This window comes from Streptomyces sp. NRRL F-5126, assembly GCF_000721265.1.
Taxonomy (GTDB): Bacteria; Actinomycetota; Actinomycetes; order Streptomycetales; family Streptomycetaceae; genus Streptomyces.
Genome location: NZ_JOFZ01000004.1, coordinates 520,729 through 534,939, shown reverse-complemented (window position 1 = coordinate 534,939; position 14,211 = coordinate 520,729). Strand labels below are relative to the sequence as shown.

Annotated in this window: 12 protein-coding genes; 6 read left to right on the top strand and 6 right to left on the bottom strand. The window is 73.7% G+C overall.

Annotated elements, in window-relative coordinates:
• Positions 1 to 94 precede the first annotated feature (94 nt).
• The gene (locus IH48_RS0110880; protein ID WP_199809929.1) at positions 95 to 2,089 is read left to right on the top strand and encodes an N-acetylmuramoyl-L-alanine amidase; all 1,995 of its coding nucleotides are present in this window, start codon (positions 95 to 97) and stop codon (positions 2,087 to 2,089) included.
• A 244-nt stretch (positions 2,090 to 2,333) separates the two neighbouring features.
• Here the strand turns inward: IH48_RS0110880 and IH48_RS0110875 are convergent, their stop codons facing one another.
• Entirely contained in the window at positions 2,334 to 3,842 is a 1,509-nt protein-coding gene (locus IH48_RS0110875) for a hypothetical protein (protein WP_030902297.1), read from the bottom strand.
• Positions 3,843 to 4,008: 166 nt separating this feature from the next.
• On the opposite strand from IH48_RS0110875, the gene IH48_RS0110870 reads away from it, so the two are divergent.
• Positions 4,009 to 6,423, top strand: coding sequence for an ATP-binding SpoIIE family protein phosphatase (locus IH48_RS0110870; protein WP_051839526.1), 2,415 nt, complete (start codon positions 4,009 to 4,011; stop codon positions 6,421 to 6,423).
• A gap of 174 nt (positions 6,424 to 6,597) precedes the next feature.
• Here the strand turns inward: IH48_RS0110870 and IH48_RS0110865 are convergent, their stop codons facing one another.
• Positions 6,598 to 6,789, bottom strand: coding sequence for a DUF1918 domain-containing protein (locus tag IH48_RS0110865; protein WP_030902289.1), 192 nt, complete (start codon positions 6,787 to 6,789; stop codon positions 6,598 to 6,600).
• Between the two features lie 246 nt (positions 6,790 to 7,035).
• On the opposite strand from IH48_RS0110865, the gene IH48_RS0110860 reads away from it, so the two are divergent.
• A complete protein-coding gene (locus tag IH48_RS0110860) occupies positions 7,036 to 7,506 on the top strand; it encodes a hemerythrin domain-containing protein (RefSeq protein WP_030902288.1) in 471 nt (156 codons plus the stop codon).
• 29 nt (positions 7,507 to 7,535) lie between these two features.
• Here the strand turns inward: IH48_RS0110860 and IH48_RS0110855 are convergent, their stop codons facing one another.
• Positions 7,536 to 8,192: a chloramphenicol phosphotransferase CPT family protein gene (locus IH48_RS0110855; protein WP_078849611.1), complete on the bottom strand. Its 657-nt coding sequence runs from the start codon at positions 8,190 to 8,192 to the stop codon at positions 7,536 to 7,538.
• A 190-nt stretch (positions 8,193 to 8,382) separates the two neighbouring features.
• Here IH48_RS0110855 and IH48_RS0110850 point away from each other — a divergent pair, with 190 nt between their 5' ends.
• Positions 8,383 to 9,615 carry a serine hydrolase domain-containing protein gene (locus IH48_RS0110850; protein WP_030902285.1) on the top strand — a complete coding sequence of 411 codons (1,233 nt, stop codon included), beginning with the start codon at positions 8,383 to 8,385 and terminating at the stop codon, positions 9,613 to 9,615.
• Positions 9,616 to 9,629: 14 nt separating this feature from the next.
• Here IH48_RS0110850 and IH48_RS37610 read toward each other — a convergent pair whose 3' ends face one another.
• The 3 genes from IH48_RS37610 to IH48_RS0110835 form a co-directional block, all read right to left on the bottom strand.
• Positions 9,630 to 10,220: a DUF305 domain-containing protein gene (locus IH48_RS37610; RefSeq protein ID WP_420705466.1), complete on the bottom strand. Its 591-nt coding sequence runs from the start codon at positions 10,218 to 10,220 to the stop codon at positions 9,630 to 9,632.
• Between the two features lie 288 nt (positions 10,221 to 10,508).
• On the bottom strand, positions 10,509 to 10,940 hold the full coding sequence (locus IH48_RS0110840) for a VOC family protein (RefSeq protein WP_030902284.1): 432 nt from the start codon (positions 10,938 to 10,940) through the stop codon (positions 10,509 to 10,511).
• Between the two features lie 94 nt (positions 10,941 to 11,034).
• The gene (locus IH48_RS0110835; RefSeq protein ID WP_158710274.1) at positions 11,035 to 11,712 is read right to left on the bottom strand and encodes a hypothetical protein; all 678 of its coding nucleotides are present in this window, start codon (positions 11,710 to 11,712) and stop codon (positions 11,035 to 11,037) included.
• Between the two features lie 233 nt (positions 11,713 to 11,945).
• Between IH48_RS0110835 and IH48_RS0110830 the strand changes: the two genes are divergently transcribed.
• Positions 11,946 to 13,403, top strand: coding sequence for a cellulose binding domain-containing protein (locus IH48_RS0110830; RefSeq protein WP_030902282.1), 1,458 nt, complete (start codon positions 11,946 to 11,948; stop codon positions 13,401 to 13,403).
• 83 nt (positions 13,404 to 13,486) lie between these two features.
• Complete coding sequence (locus IH48_RS0110825) at positions 13,487 to 14,188, top strand: type 1 glutamine amidotransferase (protein ID WP_030902281.1); 702 nt, start codon at positions 13,487 to 13,489, stop codon at positions 14,186 to 14,188.
• Positions 14,189 to 14,211 lie beyond the last annotated feature (23 nt).

The window sequence follows — 14,211 nt, the reverse complement described above, 5'->3', positions numbered from 1 at the left end:
AATCCTCTCGCGTCCCGGGTAGTTGACGATCAGTTTCCGCGGGGGTACTGCTGGGGCCGGCGCGTTCGATCCCTCCACTCCCCAGGAGCTGCCCATGCGACGAGATCGTCACTCCGCGCGTGCGAGAGCCGGGCACCGGCCCGTGCTGCGCACGGTCTTGACGGCCGGTACGGCGGCGGCCCTGCTGCCCGTGCTCGCCGTCACCCAGCCGGCCTCGGCCGCCCAGCCGCACAGAGCCGGGTCACTCCAGCAGGCGTTCGCATCCGCCGCCCACCGCTACCACGTGCCGGAGGGCGTCCTGCTCGCCGTCTCGTACATGGAGTCACGGTGGGACACCCACGCTGGAGCGCCCAGCGTGTCCGGCGGGTACGGGCCCATGCACCTGACCGACGCCCGCACCGCCCTTGCGCAGTCGCACGCGGACGCCCGGGCCGGGGACACCCGGGCCGCGGGCGACGGGCGCGGTGACACGGCCAGGCCGATGAGCGTGACGGCCGCACCGGCGAAGAACGCCGAGGTGCCCGCCTCGCTGCGGACGGCGGTACGCGCCGCCACGCTCACCCGTGTGCCCGAGGACCGCGTGCGCCGTGACCCCGCCGCCAACGTCGCGGGCGGGGCGGCCCTGCTCGCGGCGGACCAGAAGGCGCTCGGACACCCCCTCAGCGCCGACCCCGCGGACTGGTACGGCGCCGTCGCCCGGTACGGCGGGTCCTCCACGCGGACCGCGGCGGCCGGATTCGCCGACAGCGTGTACGCCACCCTGCGTTCGGGCGAGAGCCGCACGACCGACCAGGGGCAGCGCGTCGCCCTGCCCGCGCGGCCCTCGGTCTCGCCGCGCACCGCGCAGGTGGACGCGCTCGGCCTGCCGAAGTCCGGCGGTGGCACGACCGAGTGCCCGAAGTCGGTCGCCTGCGCCTGGGTGCCGGCGCCCTACGAGCAGTACGGCCCGAACCCCGGCGACTACGGCAACCACGACCTCGCCGACCGCCCGCACGACTCCTCGATCGACTACATCGTCATCCATGACACCGAGGAGACGTGGGACGACACCCTCGGGCTCGTGCAGGACCCCACGTACCTCGGGTGGCACTACACCGTGCGCTCGTCCGACGGCGCGATCGCGCAGCACATGGCGACCAAGGACGTCGGCTGGCACGCGGGCAACTGGTACATCAACTCGAAGTCCATCGGCGTCGAGAACGAGGGCTTCCTCACCGACCCGGACGCCTGGTTCACCGAATCGATGTACCGGTCCTCCGCCGCCCTCGTGCGCTACCTGGCGTCCCGCTACGACATCCCGCTCGACCGGCAGCACATCATCGGCCACGACAACGTTCCCGGCACCGTCCCGAGCACGGTGGCCGGCATGCACACGGACCCAGGACCCTACTGGGACTGGGCGCACTACTTCCGGCTGCTCAAAGCGCCGTTCCACCCGAACGCGGGACGCCGCTCGGGTGCCGTCACCATCGATCCGTCGTACCGGGACAACAAGCCGGTGCTGACGGGCTGCGTGAGCGCGGGCACCCCGTGCGCGCCGCACGGGTCGAGCGCCGTCCTGCTGCACACCGCGCCGAGCGAGAGCGCGCCGCTCGTCAAGGACGTCGGCCTGCACCCCACCGGTGGCTCCACAACCGACGTCAACGACACGGGCGCACGCGCCTCGACGGGGCAGCAGTACGCGGTCGCCGACCACCAGGGTGACTGGACCGCGATCTGGTACCTCGGCCAGAAGGCCTGGCTGCACGACGCACGCAACGCTCCCGCCACGGTCCCGGCGCGGGCCACCGTGGCGACGCCGCGCGCGGGTCTCTCGTCGATCCCGGTGTACGGCAGGGCCTACCCCGAGGCGTCCGCCTACCCCGCGGGGGTGCCGGTGCAGGCGCAGACGCCGCTTCAGTACAAGCTGCCCGCGGGACAGAGCTACGTGGTGGGAGGGCGGATGCCCGGCGAGTACTTCTACTCGACGACGTTCGACACCTCTCACCAGGCGTGGGTCAGGGGCCGGGAGCAGTACTACGAGATCCAGTTCGGGCAGCGTGTGGCCTTCGTGAAGGCTGCGGACGTGACGCTGCACCGGGTGAAGTAGCGGGCAGGGTCGCGGGCCCGGTCACCCCTGGCCGGTCCCTGCCCCGGACCCGCCTACCGCCGGCGGGCAGCACGGGGACGGCGGTCTACGCGCACCGCCAGGACGTGCCGACGACGCTACGGGGCGGCGGCAGCGGCCGGGATGCCGCCGGTGCGGCCCGGCTCGGTGGGAGACATGGGGGCATGATGCCCATTGGCGGCGTCCGTCACAGACGGTCGGCGGCCCAGCGGCTGGCGCCGCACCGCTACCGCGCGGCCGGCCCCGGCGCTGCGGCCCGCAGCCGTGCCAGGCGCTGCTGGATGTTCGCCACCGCGCCCGGGCGGCGTCCCGGCACCCGGTGGCGCAGTGCCAGCAGGTGCTGCGCGAGGCGCTCGGCACGCGCCGCGTCGGAGACCCGGCTCCACTGGTGGTGTGCGCGGTCGAGGGCTTCCGTGAAGGCGGGGTCGTCGGTGCCGCCCGGCAGCGCGAGTCGCGCGTCGCAGGCACGCAGCCACAGCTCGCAGCTCCGGTAGGGGTCGTGCGAGAGCCAGGCTATGTCCGCCTGCACCTCGATCCAGTGCACGGCCTCGGGGGATCCGGGCCCGTGGCCGCGCAGCGCGGCGCTCTCCCAGGCGGCGGCTATGGCCGACGCCTCGCCGAACCGGCCGGCACGAGCCGCAGCCTGCACCGCCTGGTGCGGATCGTGGGCGGCCGGCGAGGGAACGATCGGGCCGGATCCGCGTGCGGAAGCCGGTGCGGCAGCGCGGTCGGGCTTGGGCAACACGGCCGGGGCGCAGGACGGCGCGGGCACCGGGGCGTGCGCCGAAACCTGCGCCGGCGACGACGAGGCCGGGACGGCCGCCCGAGGCGCGTGCGGCGCATCGGCGGAGGGGACGGGCGCGGGGGCCGACGCGGGGACGGGCGCGGGCAGGACCGTGGGCGCGCTCCCGGCAGCGCGGGCGCGCCCAGGGGCCGCCTGGGGTGCGGGCACGACCGCGGACGCCCGTGGTGCGGAGCGCGGCACGGCCGCGGGCATGGGTCCGGCGTGGGTCGTGGCGGCGTACGTCGCGCGGGGGGTCTCAGCCGGCGGCGCGACGGGTTCGCCGTCGTGCGGGGCGAGGAACACCGCCCCGCCCGCGTCTCCCGCCTGCTCGGCGGCGTACCGGTGGAGCTGCCCCGCCGGCAGGCCACGGCCGTGCGCGCGCAGGAGTGCCGCGTACGCCCGCAGATACGTGGGCGCCACGGCGGACGCCCTCGTGCGCCGCGCGGGCGGCGGGGCGATACGGCCGTACAGCCGCGCGCCGGGACCGAGAGTCAGCTCCTCGCCGGCCGCCCGCAGGCTTTCGCACACTTCGCGGTCGGCGACGAGGTCGACGACGGCGGTGGCGCCCGCCGGGCGGCGTCCGAGCACGTCCGCGAACCACGCCCACGGCAGCGCCGTGTAGCGCAGCGTCGCCGCCGTCGTCCTGGCCAGGGCGATGTGCGGCAGGTGCTGGCGGGAGTCGAGGTGCAGCTGACCCGCGACGTACACGGACAGGTGCCCCGGCGCGTCCGCCGCGGTCCGCAGGCGCGTGAGCACCGTCTGCGGGTCGACCGGGTCGGCGAGCTCGACCAGCGAGGCGGTCCGTGCGCCCGCGAGGACGGCGGGCGCCACCGCGGCGAGCGCGGGCAGCGCGGACGCCGCGTCGATCAGGCGGCCCCGCCCGAGGGGCGCCGCCGCCAGTAGCAGGGCCGCGCCCTGGCCCGGCTCTTCTGCCTCCCCCGAGATCGTCACGACACACACGGTAACTCCTCCGCGTCCGGGGCCGTCCTGCCCACCCGGTGGTCGGAGGTCTCGCCATGCGGGGGCGGACGTCACTGCGCGGCGTCCGCCACCCATCGCGTCCGGCGATATCGGGTTAAAGTTGGTGAAACTCTCTCGCGCGGCGGGAGGAGCCAGCGTGGAATCAGACGAGGGCAGCGACCTCCTCGGGGGTTTCCGGTTCGATGCCGTCGCCGTCGCCGTGGTGGACCGTGAGGGGCTGGTCGTCTCCTGGTCAGCGGCCGCGGCCCGGCTCTTCGGGCGCGGTACCCGCGAGGCCATGGGTGTCCCCCTGTGGGAAATGCTCTCCCCATCCGGCGAGTGCCGCTCCGTGATCCTCGCGGAGACGGTGCGCGCCGGGCACGGCAGGGCGGGCGGGACGACCGTCGACTTCGGAGTGTGCCCGGTGCCGCCCACCGGGCACCGCGTCGTCATGCTCCTGCCCTCGCGGCAGGCGGTGGAGTGGGCGCAGGGCATCTCCTTCTTCCAGGCACTCTTCGCCCAGGGACGCATCGGCGTCGGCGTCCACGACAAGGACCTGCGACTCGTTCGGACCAACATCAGCCACGGAATGTTCGGCCAGCCCGCCCCGGGTCCCGGGGAGCCGTGGGAGAAGGGCCTGAACACGGCGGACGCCGACTGCCTGCGTGCCCTGCTCGCGGACGTCCTTCGTACGGGCGTGCCGGCCCTCGGCGCGCAGCAGTCGCTGCGGCTCGCGGACGCGCCCCTGCGCAGGCCACAGGTGGCGTCCATCTCCGCCTTCCGGCTCCATGACGGCGAGGGCAGGCCCAACGGTGTCGTGGCGCTCGTCGAGAACGTGACGAAGCAGCTGCGGGACCAGCGGCACCTGGCCCTGCTCCACGAGGCCGCCGCACGGATCGGCTCGTCGCTCGACATCCGGCAGACCGCGCATGAGCTGGCGGACGTCCTCCTGACGGATCTGGGCAGCCTCGTCACCGTCGACCTCACCGAGGGCGTGCTCGCGGGCGACGACCCCCCGGCCGCCCTCGGCACCCGTACCCCGCGCCTCACGCGCGCCGCCGTCGCCTGCGAGGACAGCCGCAGGGCCGAACCGCTGCTCGGCGAGGGGGACACCTACCCCATGCTCCCGGAGAGCCCGCAGCTGCAGCGGGTACGGCAGGGGCACGCGGTGACGATGTCGCGCGACGAGGCCGTCGGCGCCCTCTCCGATCCCCGGCTGACCGATTTGCTCGTACCCGAGGGCGCCGGGTCGCTCACGGTGGCGCCGCTGCTCGCGCGCGGTCTCGGCCTCGGTGCCGTCTCCGTGTGGCGCACGGAGCGGCCCGAACCGCTCGACAGCGACGAGCTCTCCCTGCTGAGCGAGATCGCCTCACGCGCCGCCCTCGGCATCGACAACGCGCGCCGCTACGCGCGCGAGCACCGCGCGGCCGTGTCCCTCCAGGAGAGGCTGCTGCCGCGTGCCGCCGCCGACATCGCCGCGGTGGAGGCGGAGGGCATCTACCGGCCCGCCACGGGCCGCGCGGACATCGGCGGCGACTGGTTCGACGTGGTCACCCTGCCGTCGCTGCGCGCGGCGCTCGTCATCGGCGACGTCATCGGCCACGGCCTGCCCGCGACGGCCACCATGGGCCGGCTGCGCACCGCGATCCTGACGCTCGCCGACCTGGAACTCGACCCCGCCGAGGTGCTGACGCGGCTCGACGACCTCATCCAGCGCCTCGCGGCGGAGACGGTGGCCGAGCAGAAGGACGCCGTCGGCGCCACGTGCCTCTACGCGGTGTACGACCCGGTCGAGGCCAGGATCACGCTCGCGAACGCGGGCACGCCGCCGCCGGTGCTGATCTCCCCCGACGGCGCCGTGTCCTTCGTCGAGGCGCCGCCGGGGCCGCCGCTCGGCGTGGGCGGCGTCCCGTACGAGTCGGTGGCGCTCGAACCGGAACCCGGCAGCGTGCTGACCCTCTACACCGACGGCATGCTCGCGCTGACCGAGTACGACGACGAGCTCGGCCTGTGGCGCCTCAAGGAGGGGCTCTCGTCGTCGTGGCGTCCGGGCATCGATCTGCGGGACCTCGGCCGCCGGATGCTCGGCGAGCTCGGCGACACGCAGCCGCGTGACGACATCGCGCTGCTGATGGCGCGCACGCGCGTCGTCGACGCGTCGCACACGGCGAACTGGCAGCTGCCCGCGGCCCCCGAGTCCGTCGCCGAGGCACGGAAACTGGCGGACGACCAGCTCGACGCGTGGGGCCTCGACCGGCTGAGCCTGACCACGGAGCTGATCGTCAGCGAACTCGTCACCAACGCCGTGCGGTACGCGGGCGGCCCGATCGGTCTCCGGCTGATCCGCGACGCGGCGGTCCTCATCTGCGAGGTCTCCGACCCGAGCAACACCCAGCCCCGGCTCGTGCGGGCCGGCGACACGGACGAGGGCGGGCGCGGGCTGTACATCGTCGCGCAGTGCTGCCAGCGGTGGGGCAGCCGCTACGGCCACCGCGGGAAGACCATATGGACCGAGCAGTCGCTGGACGAGCAGGGGACGGCGTTCCCGCCGGACATGTGGGCGGAGGAGTGAACCCGGGCGCGGGGCGGCTGCGTACGCGGGGCGGCTGTGCGGGGTGTGGCTTCGGCGCCGGGGCCCCGGCGCCGAAGCCACACCCCCGGCACTGCTGCGACGTCGCCGCCGTGGCGCATCGGGCGGCCGGTGGGGCGGTGGGGCGGTGGGCGTCCACCGCCCCGGGGTGCCGGCCTAAGCCTGGGAGGGCGGCTCGACCACGGCGTCGGGGCCGGGCTGGATCAGCGTCTCGTGCCCGTCCTCGAAGCGGATCCGGTAGGGCGGAGCACCGTCCTGGCCGAGCACCTCGATGACCTCCCCGGTACGGTCGTGCTGTCCGACGGTCCTGCCGTGGATGTGGATCCGGTCGCCGATACTGGCCTGCATGTCGTCGCCTCTCTTGCCGATGGGTTCCGTGGGGGTCGCCACCACGGCAGCGTAGGAACCACGGCACCACGACACGCCTGCGACGCCGCGCCGCCGCGTACGGTGCACCCGGAAAGAGGCACGCGGCACCGCGGCGGACGGGGTACGGTGCATGCAGCGTCGCGTGCCGGTGGCAGACCGTGTCAGGCATGGAGGCGCCGGACCGAAGGAGGCCGACGATGCGTTCGTCGCACCCTTCGCTCTCGCGTGTCTGAGCGCGAGACGACCAGGCTTGTGGCCTGGAGCCAGGAAATCCGCCGGGTACACGGCAGGCTGCGGGAAGCTCTGGCCATGACCCGCGCGTCCCTTGCCGATGGCACCCCGGGCGAGGCGGCCACCCGTGAACTGCTGCTGTACTGCCATGGCTTCTGCGCGGCTCTCGACGGCCATCACCGGGGCGAGGACCGCACCCTGTTCCCGGCCGTCGCGGCGGCACATCCGGAGCTGCGACCTGCGCTGCGCACGCTCGAACAGGACCACTCGACGATCGCGCACCTGCTCACCGCCTTGCGCGCCGCCACCGCGCGGGCCGCGCCACCCGACGAGCTGGACCGCCATGTCGGGGGCATCGCCGCGCTCATGGAGAACCACTTCCGCTACGAGGAGCGGCTGTTGCTCACGGTGCTCGACACGCTCGAACCGGGGGCCGTCCCCGGCGAGACGCTCGGCCCGCTGTGACCCCAGCGCCGGCGCGCGTGCGGGTGCCGTCAGCCGGTAACGCGGCTCGGCAGGGCGGCGGCCAGCCGTTCGAAGGCGGTCGGGCGCGGGAGGCCCCCCGACAGACGCCGCGCGATGCGCTCCGCGCACTGACGTGGGCTCTCGCGGCCGGTGTCGACGGTGATGTCGTGGACGCCGTGCGCGTGCACCACCGGGTACTGTGCGGCGGCGAGCCCGGGCGTGCGGTCCCCGCGCTCGGTCTCGCGTCGCACCAGTTCTGCCCGCGGGCAGTAGACCTTCACGAGCATGACCCGGCGGGAGTCGAGGAGGTCGAGGCAGTCGAGGAGCCGCCAGCGGCGGCTCAACGGGTAGTCCACGACCAGGTTGTTGCCCGCGGCCGCCATGCCCGCGACGGCCCGGTGGAAGCCCTTCGAGGTCCGGTCGATCTCCGCCTGGAGGTCCTCGTCCGCGATGCCCCGGTCGACGCGCATCGCGTGGAACGCGTCGACCGGCATGTGGAAATAGGTCTCGGCCAGCAGCGGCAGCAGCGCCTTGGCGATGCTCGACTTGCCGGAACTCGACGTGCCGTTGAGCAGGATCACCGTGCCGGGCCCGACGGTGCGCGGTACGTCCTCGCGGAGGAAGTCGTCCGCCGAGACCCGGCCGCCCGGCACATCACCGGCGTGCCTGGTGTCGTCCAGTGGCATCGCGTCCGCCTCTCCCCCGCCGTCCCCGGGCAGTCAACCACGTGAGCGGTCCCCTTGTGGCGTGTCGGCGATCGGTGACACGCTGGCACGCCGTGGTGCCACCAGCGGCGTTGCCGCCCGCGGACGCGTCGTGCGCGGGTGCCGGCGCCCGCGCCGTCAGAGGGGCTCTACTCGCAAGTGGAGGGGACGCATGGCTGATTTCGCCGTGGAGGCGGAGGCCGGGGAACTCGGCTTCGACGCGGGCCGGCTGGCCCGCATCGACCGGTACTTCCGTCCTTACGTGGACGACGGGCGGCTGCCCGGCTGGCTGATCAGCGTGAGCCGGGCGGGGCGGATCGTGCACCTGTCCACCTACGGCCATCGCGACGTGAGCAGCGGACGCCCGGTGGAGACGGACACCCTGTGGCGCTGGTACTCGATGACGAAGCCCGTCACGTCGATCGCGGCGATGATGCTCTTCGAGGAGGGCGTGCTCCAGCTCACCGACCCCGTCGAGAAGTTCATCCCCTCCTTCGCGGACCTGAGGGTCTTCGCTGCGGGCAGCGACCTCAAGCAGGAGACCGTGCCGGTCACCGAGCCGATGACCGTGTGGCACCTGCTCACGCACACCTCCGGGCTCACCTACGGCTTCCACCGCGCCCACCCCGTCGACGCGATCCTGCGCGCCCGCGGGTTCGAGTGGGGCCAGCCGGAGGGGTACACGCTGGCGGACGCGTGCGACGCGTGGTCGCGGATCCCCCTGCTGTTCCAGCCCGGCGCCGAGTGGAACTACTCGCTCTCCACCGACGTGCTGGGCCGCGTCGTCGAGGTGGCCTCGGGGCAGAGCCTCGACACCTTCTTCCGTACCCGGATCTTCGAGCCGCTCGGGATGGACGACACCGGTTTCCACGTCTCCGGCGACGGAGCCGACCGGCTCGCCACCCTGTACGTGCGGGGGCCGGACGGCGCGCTCGCGCCGACCGGCGCGCCCGCCGGCAGCCTCGTCCGGCCGCCGAGCTACCTCTCCGGCGGCGGCGGGCTCATCGGGCCCGCCGCCGACTACCACCGGCTGACGCAGATGCTGCTCGGCCGCGGCGCGAGCGGTGGTGCCCGGCTGCTCGGCTCGCGGACGGTGGACCACATGACGCGCAACCAGCTTCCGGGCGGCGCTGACCTGGCGCACTTCGGCCGGCGGCTGTTCAGCGAGACGGTGTTCGACGGCACCGGGTTCGGACTCGGCTTCTCCGTCGTCACGGACCCGGTGGCGCTGCGCAACATCGCCTCGGCCGGCGAGTACGGCTGGGGCGGCGCGGCGAGCACCGCGTTCTGGGTGGATCCGGCGGAGGACATCACCGTCTCGTTCTTCACCCAGCTGCTGCCGTCCAGCACGTACCCGATCCGCGCCCACCTGCGCACGCTGGTGCAGCAGGCGCTGGTGGACTGATAGCCCCCGACGCCTCAGTGCGCGGAGAGTGGCGTTCGCATCCGTGCGATCTCCGCCGTCCGGGACGAGGCGATCGACGCCGGGAGGTGCCGTGCCGGGCCGTAGTTGTCCTCGGCGTGCTCCGTGTGTGCCATGGCCGCCGCGCCGCGGTGGAGAGCGATCATCATGCGCAGGAACGCCGTGTCGAAGGCCTCGCCCGACGCCTTGCGCAGCGCGGCCAGTGGGTGGCGGCCGCCGGCGGGACCGGGCGCCCCGGGCGGCGAGCCACCCGGACATGGTGGTGATCTCGGGACCCTGCGCACGCGCGATGCCCGCGGCCGGCGACTTGACAGCCGGCGATCCGGCCCGCGACGCAGAGCCGGTCGCGGGGCGGGCGTTCCCCCGAGCCCTGTCCGCGGCAGGCGGTGCGGACGAGCGTGGCGGCCGTCAAGGCGGTGGCAGCGGCGAGGGCGCGGCGGGCCGGGTGACGTGCCGGTGCCGTGCGGGTGCCTCTGGACGCGCAGGAGTTGCAGTTCGCTGAGATCGGGCGGGGCCCGGCAGGCGGAGTGGACGGGCGAGTGCGGGTCCGGCGCCGCCGAGGGCGCGTCGACGGAAGTCACGGACATCTGCGGGGGGCCGGAGGCGTCCAGGGCGTGACGAGGCCGCGCACAGCGTGGTCGCGCAGTCGTGCCCGGCATCCGTGCCGCCGCCGCACGGGCCCGGCCCGGGCGCTCGCGCGGGCGGTGGTCGACCGGGCGCGCCCGTGGGCGCCCCCGTTGGCGACGTAGACCGCGGAGGAGCGGGGCGCCGCGAGGTGCGTACGGCGCGCGGCGCCGGGAGCGCGGCGTGCGTGGGCAGGCCGCACATGGCCAGGAGGCCGGAGAGCAGGGCCAGGACGAGCAGCGCGTCCGAGGTCAGCCGATGAGCCCCAGCCGCACCGTGCCGTCGGGCTCCACGCTCCAGGCGGGGTTGTGCGCAATCTCCCAGACAAGACCGTTCGGGTCGGCGACATGGGCGTGGTATCCGCCGAAGGCCGCCTCCTGGGGCTCTTTGAGCACCGTCCCGCCGGCGGCCACTGCACGCTCCACTGCCGCGCCCACGGCCTCGGGGCCGGCGACGTTGTGGGAGAGCGTGACGCCGCGGATCGGCGCGTCGCGCACGCCGAGGTCCTCGGCGAACTTCCCGGCGTCGAACAGGCCGAGTACGAGTCCGTGTCCCACCTGGAAGAAGACGATCTCGCCGGGAACGTCGAGCAGGGGCGTCCAGCCGAGTCCGTCGCGGTAGAAGGCACGGGCCGCGTCGAGGTCCGCGGTGGAGAAGGTGAGGAAGTCGGTTCGCTGTTCCATGGGACGAGTGTGGCGCGTGGGCCGGGTCCATGTCTTGAACGGAACGGACACGCCGCGCGTCCACGACTCCCGGGCAGGAGCCGGCCGGGCGGCTCTACTGTGCGGCCCGGAACGAGGCCGCCCAGGTGCGGTCGCGGCCGGGCAGGCCTCCCGTCCCGATCCCGCAGACGTACGGGCAGAAGATGCTGTTGAGCACCCAGGGCGAGCTGTTCGCGTCGAAGTCGGGGATCGGGCCGCCCTGGGTGATGCCGTAGCCGGCCACGGCGAGCCTGCCGGTGTCGCGCAGGCGCGCCATCTCGTTCCTGATGAAGGTCTTGTGGTTGGCGAACCACGTGTTCGAGAGCAGGAAGTCGTTCCACTTCTGCTCCGTGAAGGGGCGGTTGGCGGCGTTGTGGATGACCTGCCACACGGGAGTACCGGCCGGGGTGCCGTAGGCGCTGGTGAAGGCGGCGTCCACCGGGTCGCCCATGTGCTGCCTCCACAACTTGATCAGGGAGAACTCGGTGGCGAGGAACTTCTGGTCGGCACGCAGGTACGGCAGCACGAAGTCGGTGTACTTCTGCGCGGCGTCAATGCCCGGCACGTGGGGGTGGATGTCCACGCCGGCGATGTCGGTGTCGCCGGCCGCGAAGGTCATCCAGCGCTTCGTCTGCGCGTTCTGGTTCGCTGGATCCTCCAGGCCGTTGAGCGCGCCCATGTACAGCGCGGTCTTGCAGTCCGTGCCGCCGCGCGCTCCCCGCACATTCCGGTTGACGGGGCGCCGGCCCTGCACGGTGGTGATCGCGCCGGGCGGCGGGCGTCCGGCGGAGGCGGGCGAGCGCCGGCCGCCGGCGAGGCCGGGTGTCGCTGATCTTTAACCACCGCCGATGCGTACCTTAAGCGCTCCCTAAGAACGCCCGTCCCTGCCCGATACGCGGATTTCGCGGCAGCCGGCCGGGCTAGCGTCCTGGAGCGCAAGGCCTCCTTGCTCCCCACCAATCCCGGCTACACAGAGGCAGATACGCGATGGGCAACAGCACACACCGCCGCACGGTGACCACGAGGACCAAGGTGATCGGGGCCGTGGTCGCGGCGGGCGTCATAGGCGGCGCCGGGTTCGTGGTCGCCGGCAGTGCGCAGGCCGCCACGGCGGGCGCCGCCTACTCCAGGACCGCCTCCTGGTCGGGCGGCTACACCGGCAGGTACGTATTGACCAACTCGACGGACAAGACACTGTCCGGCTGGACACTGGAGTTCGACCTGCCGGCGGGGACCACCCTCAGTTCGCTGTGGAACGGTACGCACACCGTGCAAGGGCGGCACGTAACGGTGAAGCCGGCGAGCTGGAACGGGGACATCGCACCCGGCGCGTCCGTCACCGTCGGCTTCGTGACGTCGTCCTCGGGCAAGGCGGCCGATCCGACTTCGTGCCTGATCGACTCCGCGAAGTGCTCCGCCGGCGGCGGGGCGGCCCCGGAGCCGAGCGGCCGTCCCACCGCGGCGCCGACCACCACTCCTTCCGGCAGCCCGTCGCAGCGGCCGTCGTCCCCGCCGCAGGCGTCGGCGACGTCCTCGGCTCCCGCGTCGTCCTCGGGCGGCAAGTTCTCCCCCTACGTGGACACCTCGCTCTATCCGTCGTACGACCTGCTGGACACCGCGTCGAAGACGGGGGTCACCACGTTCAACCTGGCGTTCGTCACCTCGGGCGGCGGCTGCGTACCCAAGTGGGGCGGCGTGAGCGCCATCGGCTCGGACGGCACGCCCGGGCAGATCGACGCCCTGCGCGCCAAGGGCGGTGACGTGCGTGTCTCGTTCGGCGGTGCCTCGGGCACCGAACTCGCGGGCGCCTGCTCGTCCGTCTCCGACCTCGCGGCGGCATACGGGAAGGTCATCGACCAGTACAAGCTGACCAAGGTGGACTTCGACGTGGAGGGCGCCGCGCTGCCGGACACGGCGGCCGGCACGCGGCGGTCGCAGGCCATCGCCACACTGCAGAAGTCGCACCCGGGGCTCGACGTGTCGTTCACGCTGCCGGTCATGCCCGAGGGGCTGACGCAGGCCGGCGTCGACCTGGTGTCGGACGCGCACAAGAACGGCGTGAAGATCGGCGCTGTCAACGTGATGGCGATGGACTACGGGGCGTCCTACAGCGGCGACATGGGCCAGTACGCGATCCAGGCGGCGACCGCGACGCAGGCGCAGATCAAGGGCGTCCTCGGCCTGTCCGACGCCGCGGCGTGGGAGAAGGTCGCGGTCACGCCGATGATCGGGGTGAACGACGTGAGCTCCGAGAAGTTCACCGTCGCCGACGCGTCGAAGCTGGTGGACTTCGCGCGGTCGAAGAAGCTCGCCTGGCTGTCGATGTGGTCCGCGGCCCGCGACAAGCAGTGCCCGGGAGGCGCGAAGAACTCCGCCGACCCGACGTGCAGTTCGCTCACGCAGCAGCCGCTGGACTTCACGAAGGCGTTCGGCGCCTACGAGTGAGACCGGCCCGCACGCGGCGTGCCGCGCCCTCGCGGATAGGGTGACTTGCGCGGGAATTCACGCGGAAAGGCGAGGTCACGGCGATGGCGAAGGCATTGGTTGTGCAGCACGGCCCGGGGAGCGGGCCGGGGCGGTGGGCCGGCTGGCTGGCGGAGGGCGGCCTCGCGCTCGACGTCGTCGCGGCGTACGAGGGCGACCCGCTCCCCGCCTCGCTCGACCACCAGGCGCTGATCGTGCTCGGCGGCGGCTACCTGCCGGACGACGACGCCCGCGCGCCGTGGCTCGCCCCGACGCGCGCGCTGGTGCGCGAGGCGCTGGACAGGGACGTCCCCCTGTTCGGGATCTGCCTGGGCGGCCAGATGCTGGCGCAGGTCGCCGGGGGCACCGTGCGCGGCGAGTACGGCGAGCCGGAGTTCGGCAGCACACCGCTGACGCTGCGGCCCGAGGCCGCGGACGACCCGCTGTTCGCGGGGCTGCCCGCCAGCCCGAGCGCCATCGAGAACCATGTCGACCGGATCACCGAGCTGCCGCCTGGCGCGCGGTGGCTCGCGCACAGCGGGCACTGCCCCTACCAGGCGTTCCGCCTCGGGGACCGCGCGTGGGGCGTGCAGTTCCACCCGGAGGCCGAGGCCGGCCGGATCCAGGGGTGGAGCACGGAGCGTCTGGGGAGGTACGGGGTGGACCGGGCGGAGCTGCACGCGGCGGCGGTACGCAACGAGGCGGCCGAGAGCGCCGTCTGGCGGCAGGTCGCCGCACGTTTTGCCGCTCTCGCGTCCGCGGCGTGAACGGCCGCCGGATGGCGCCGTCT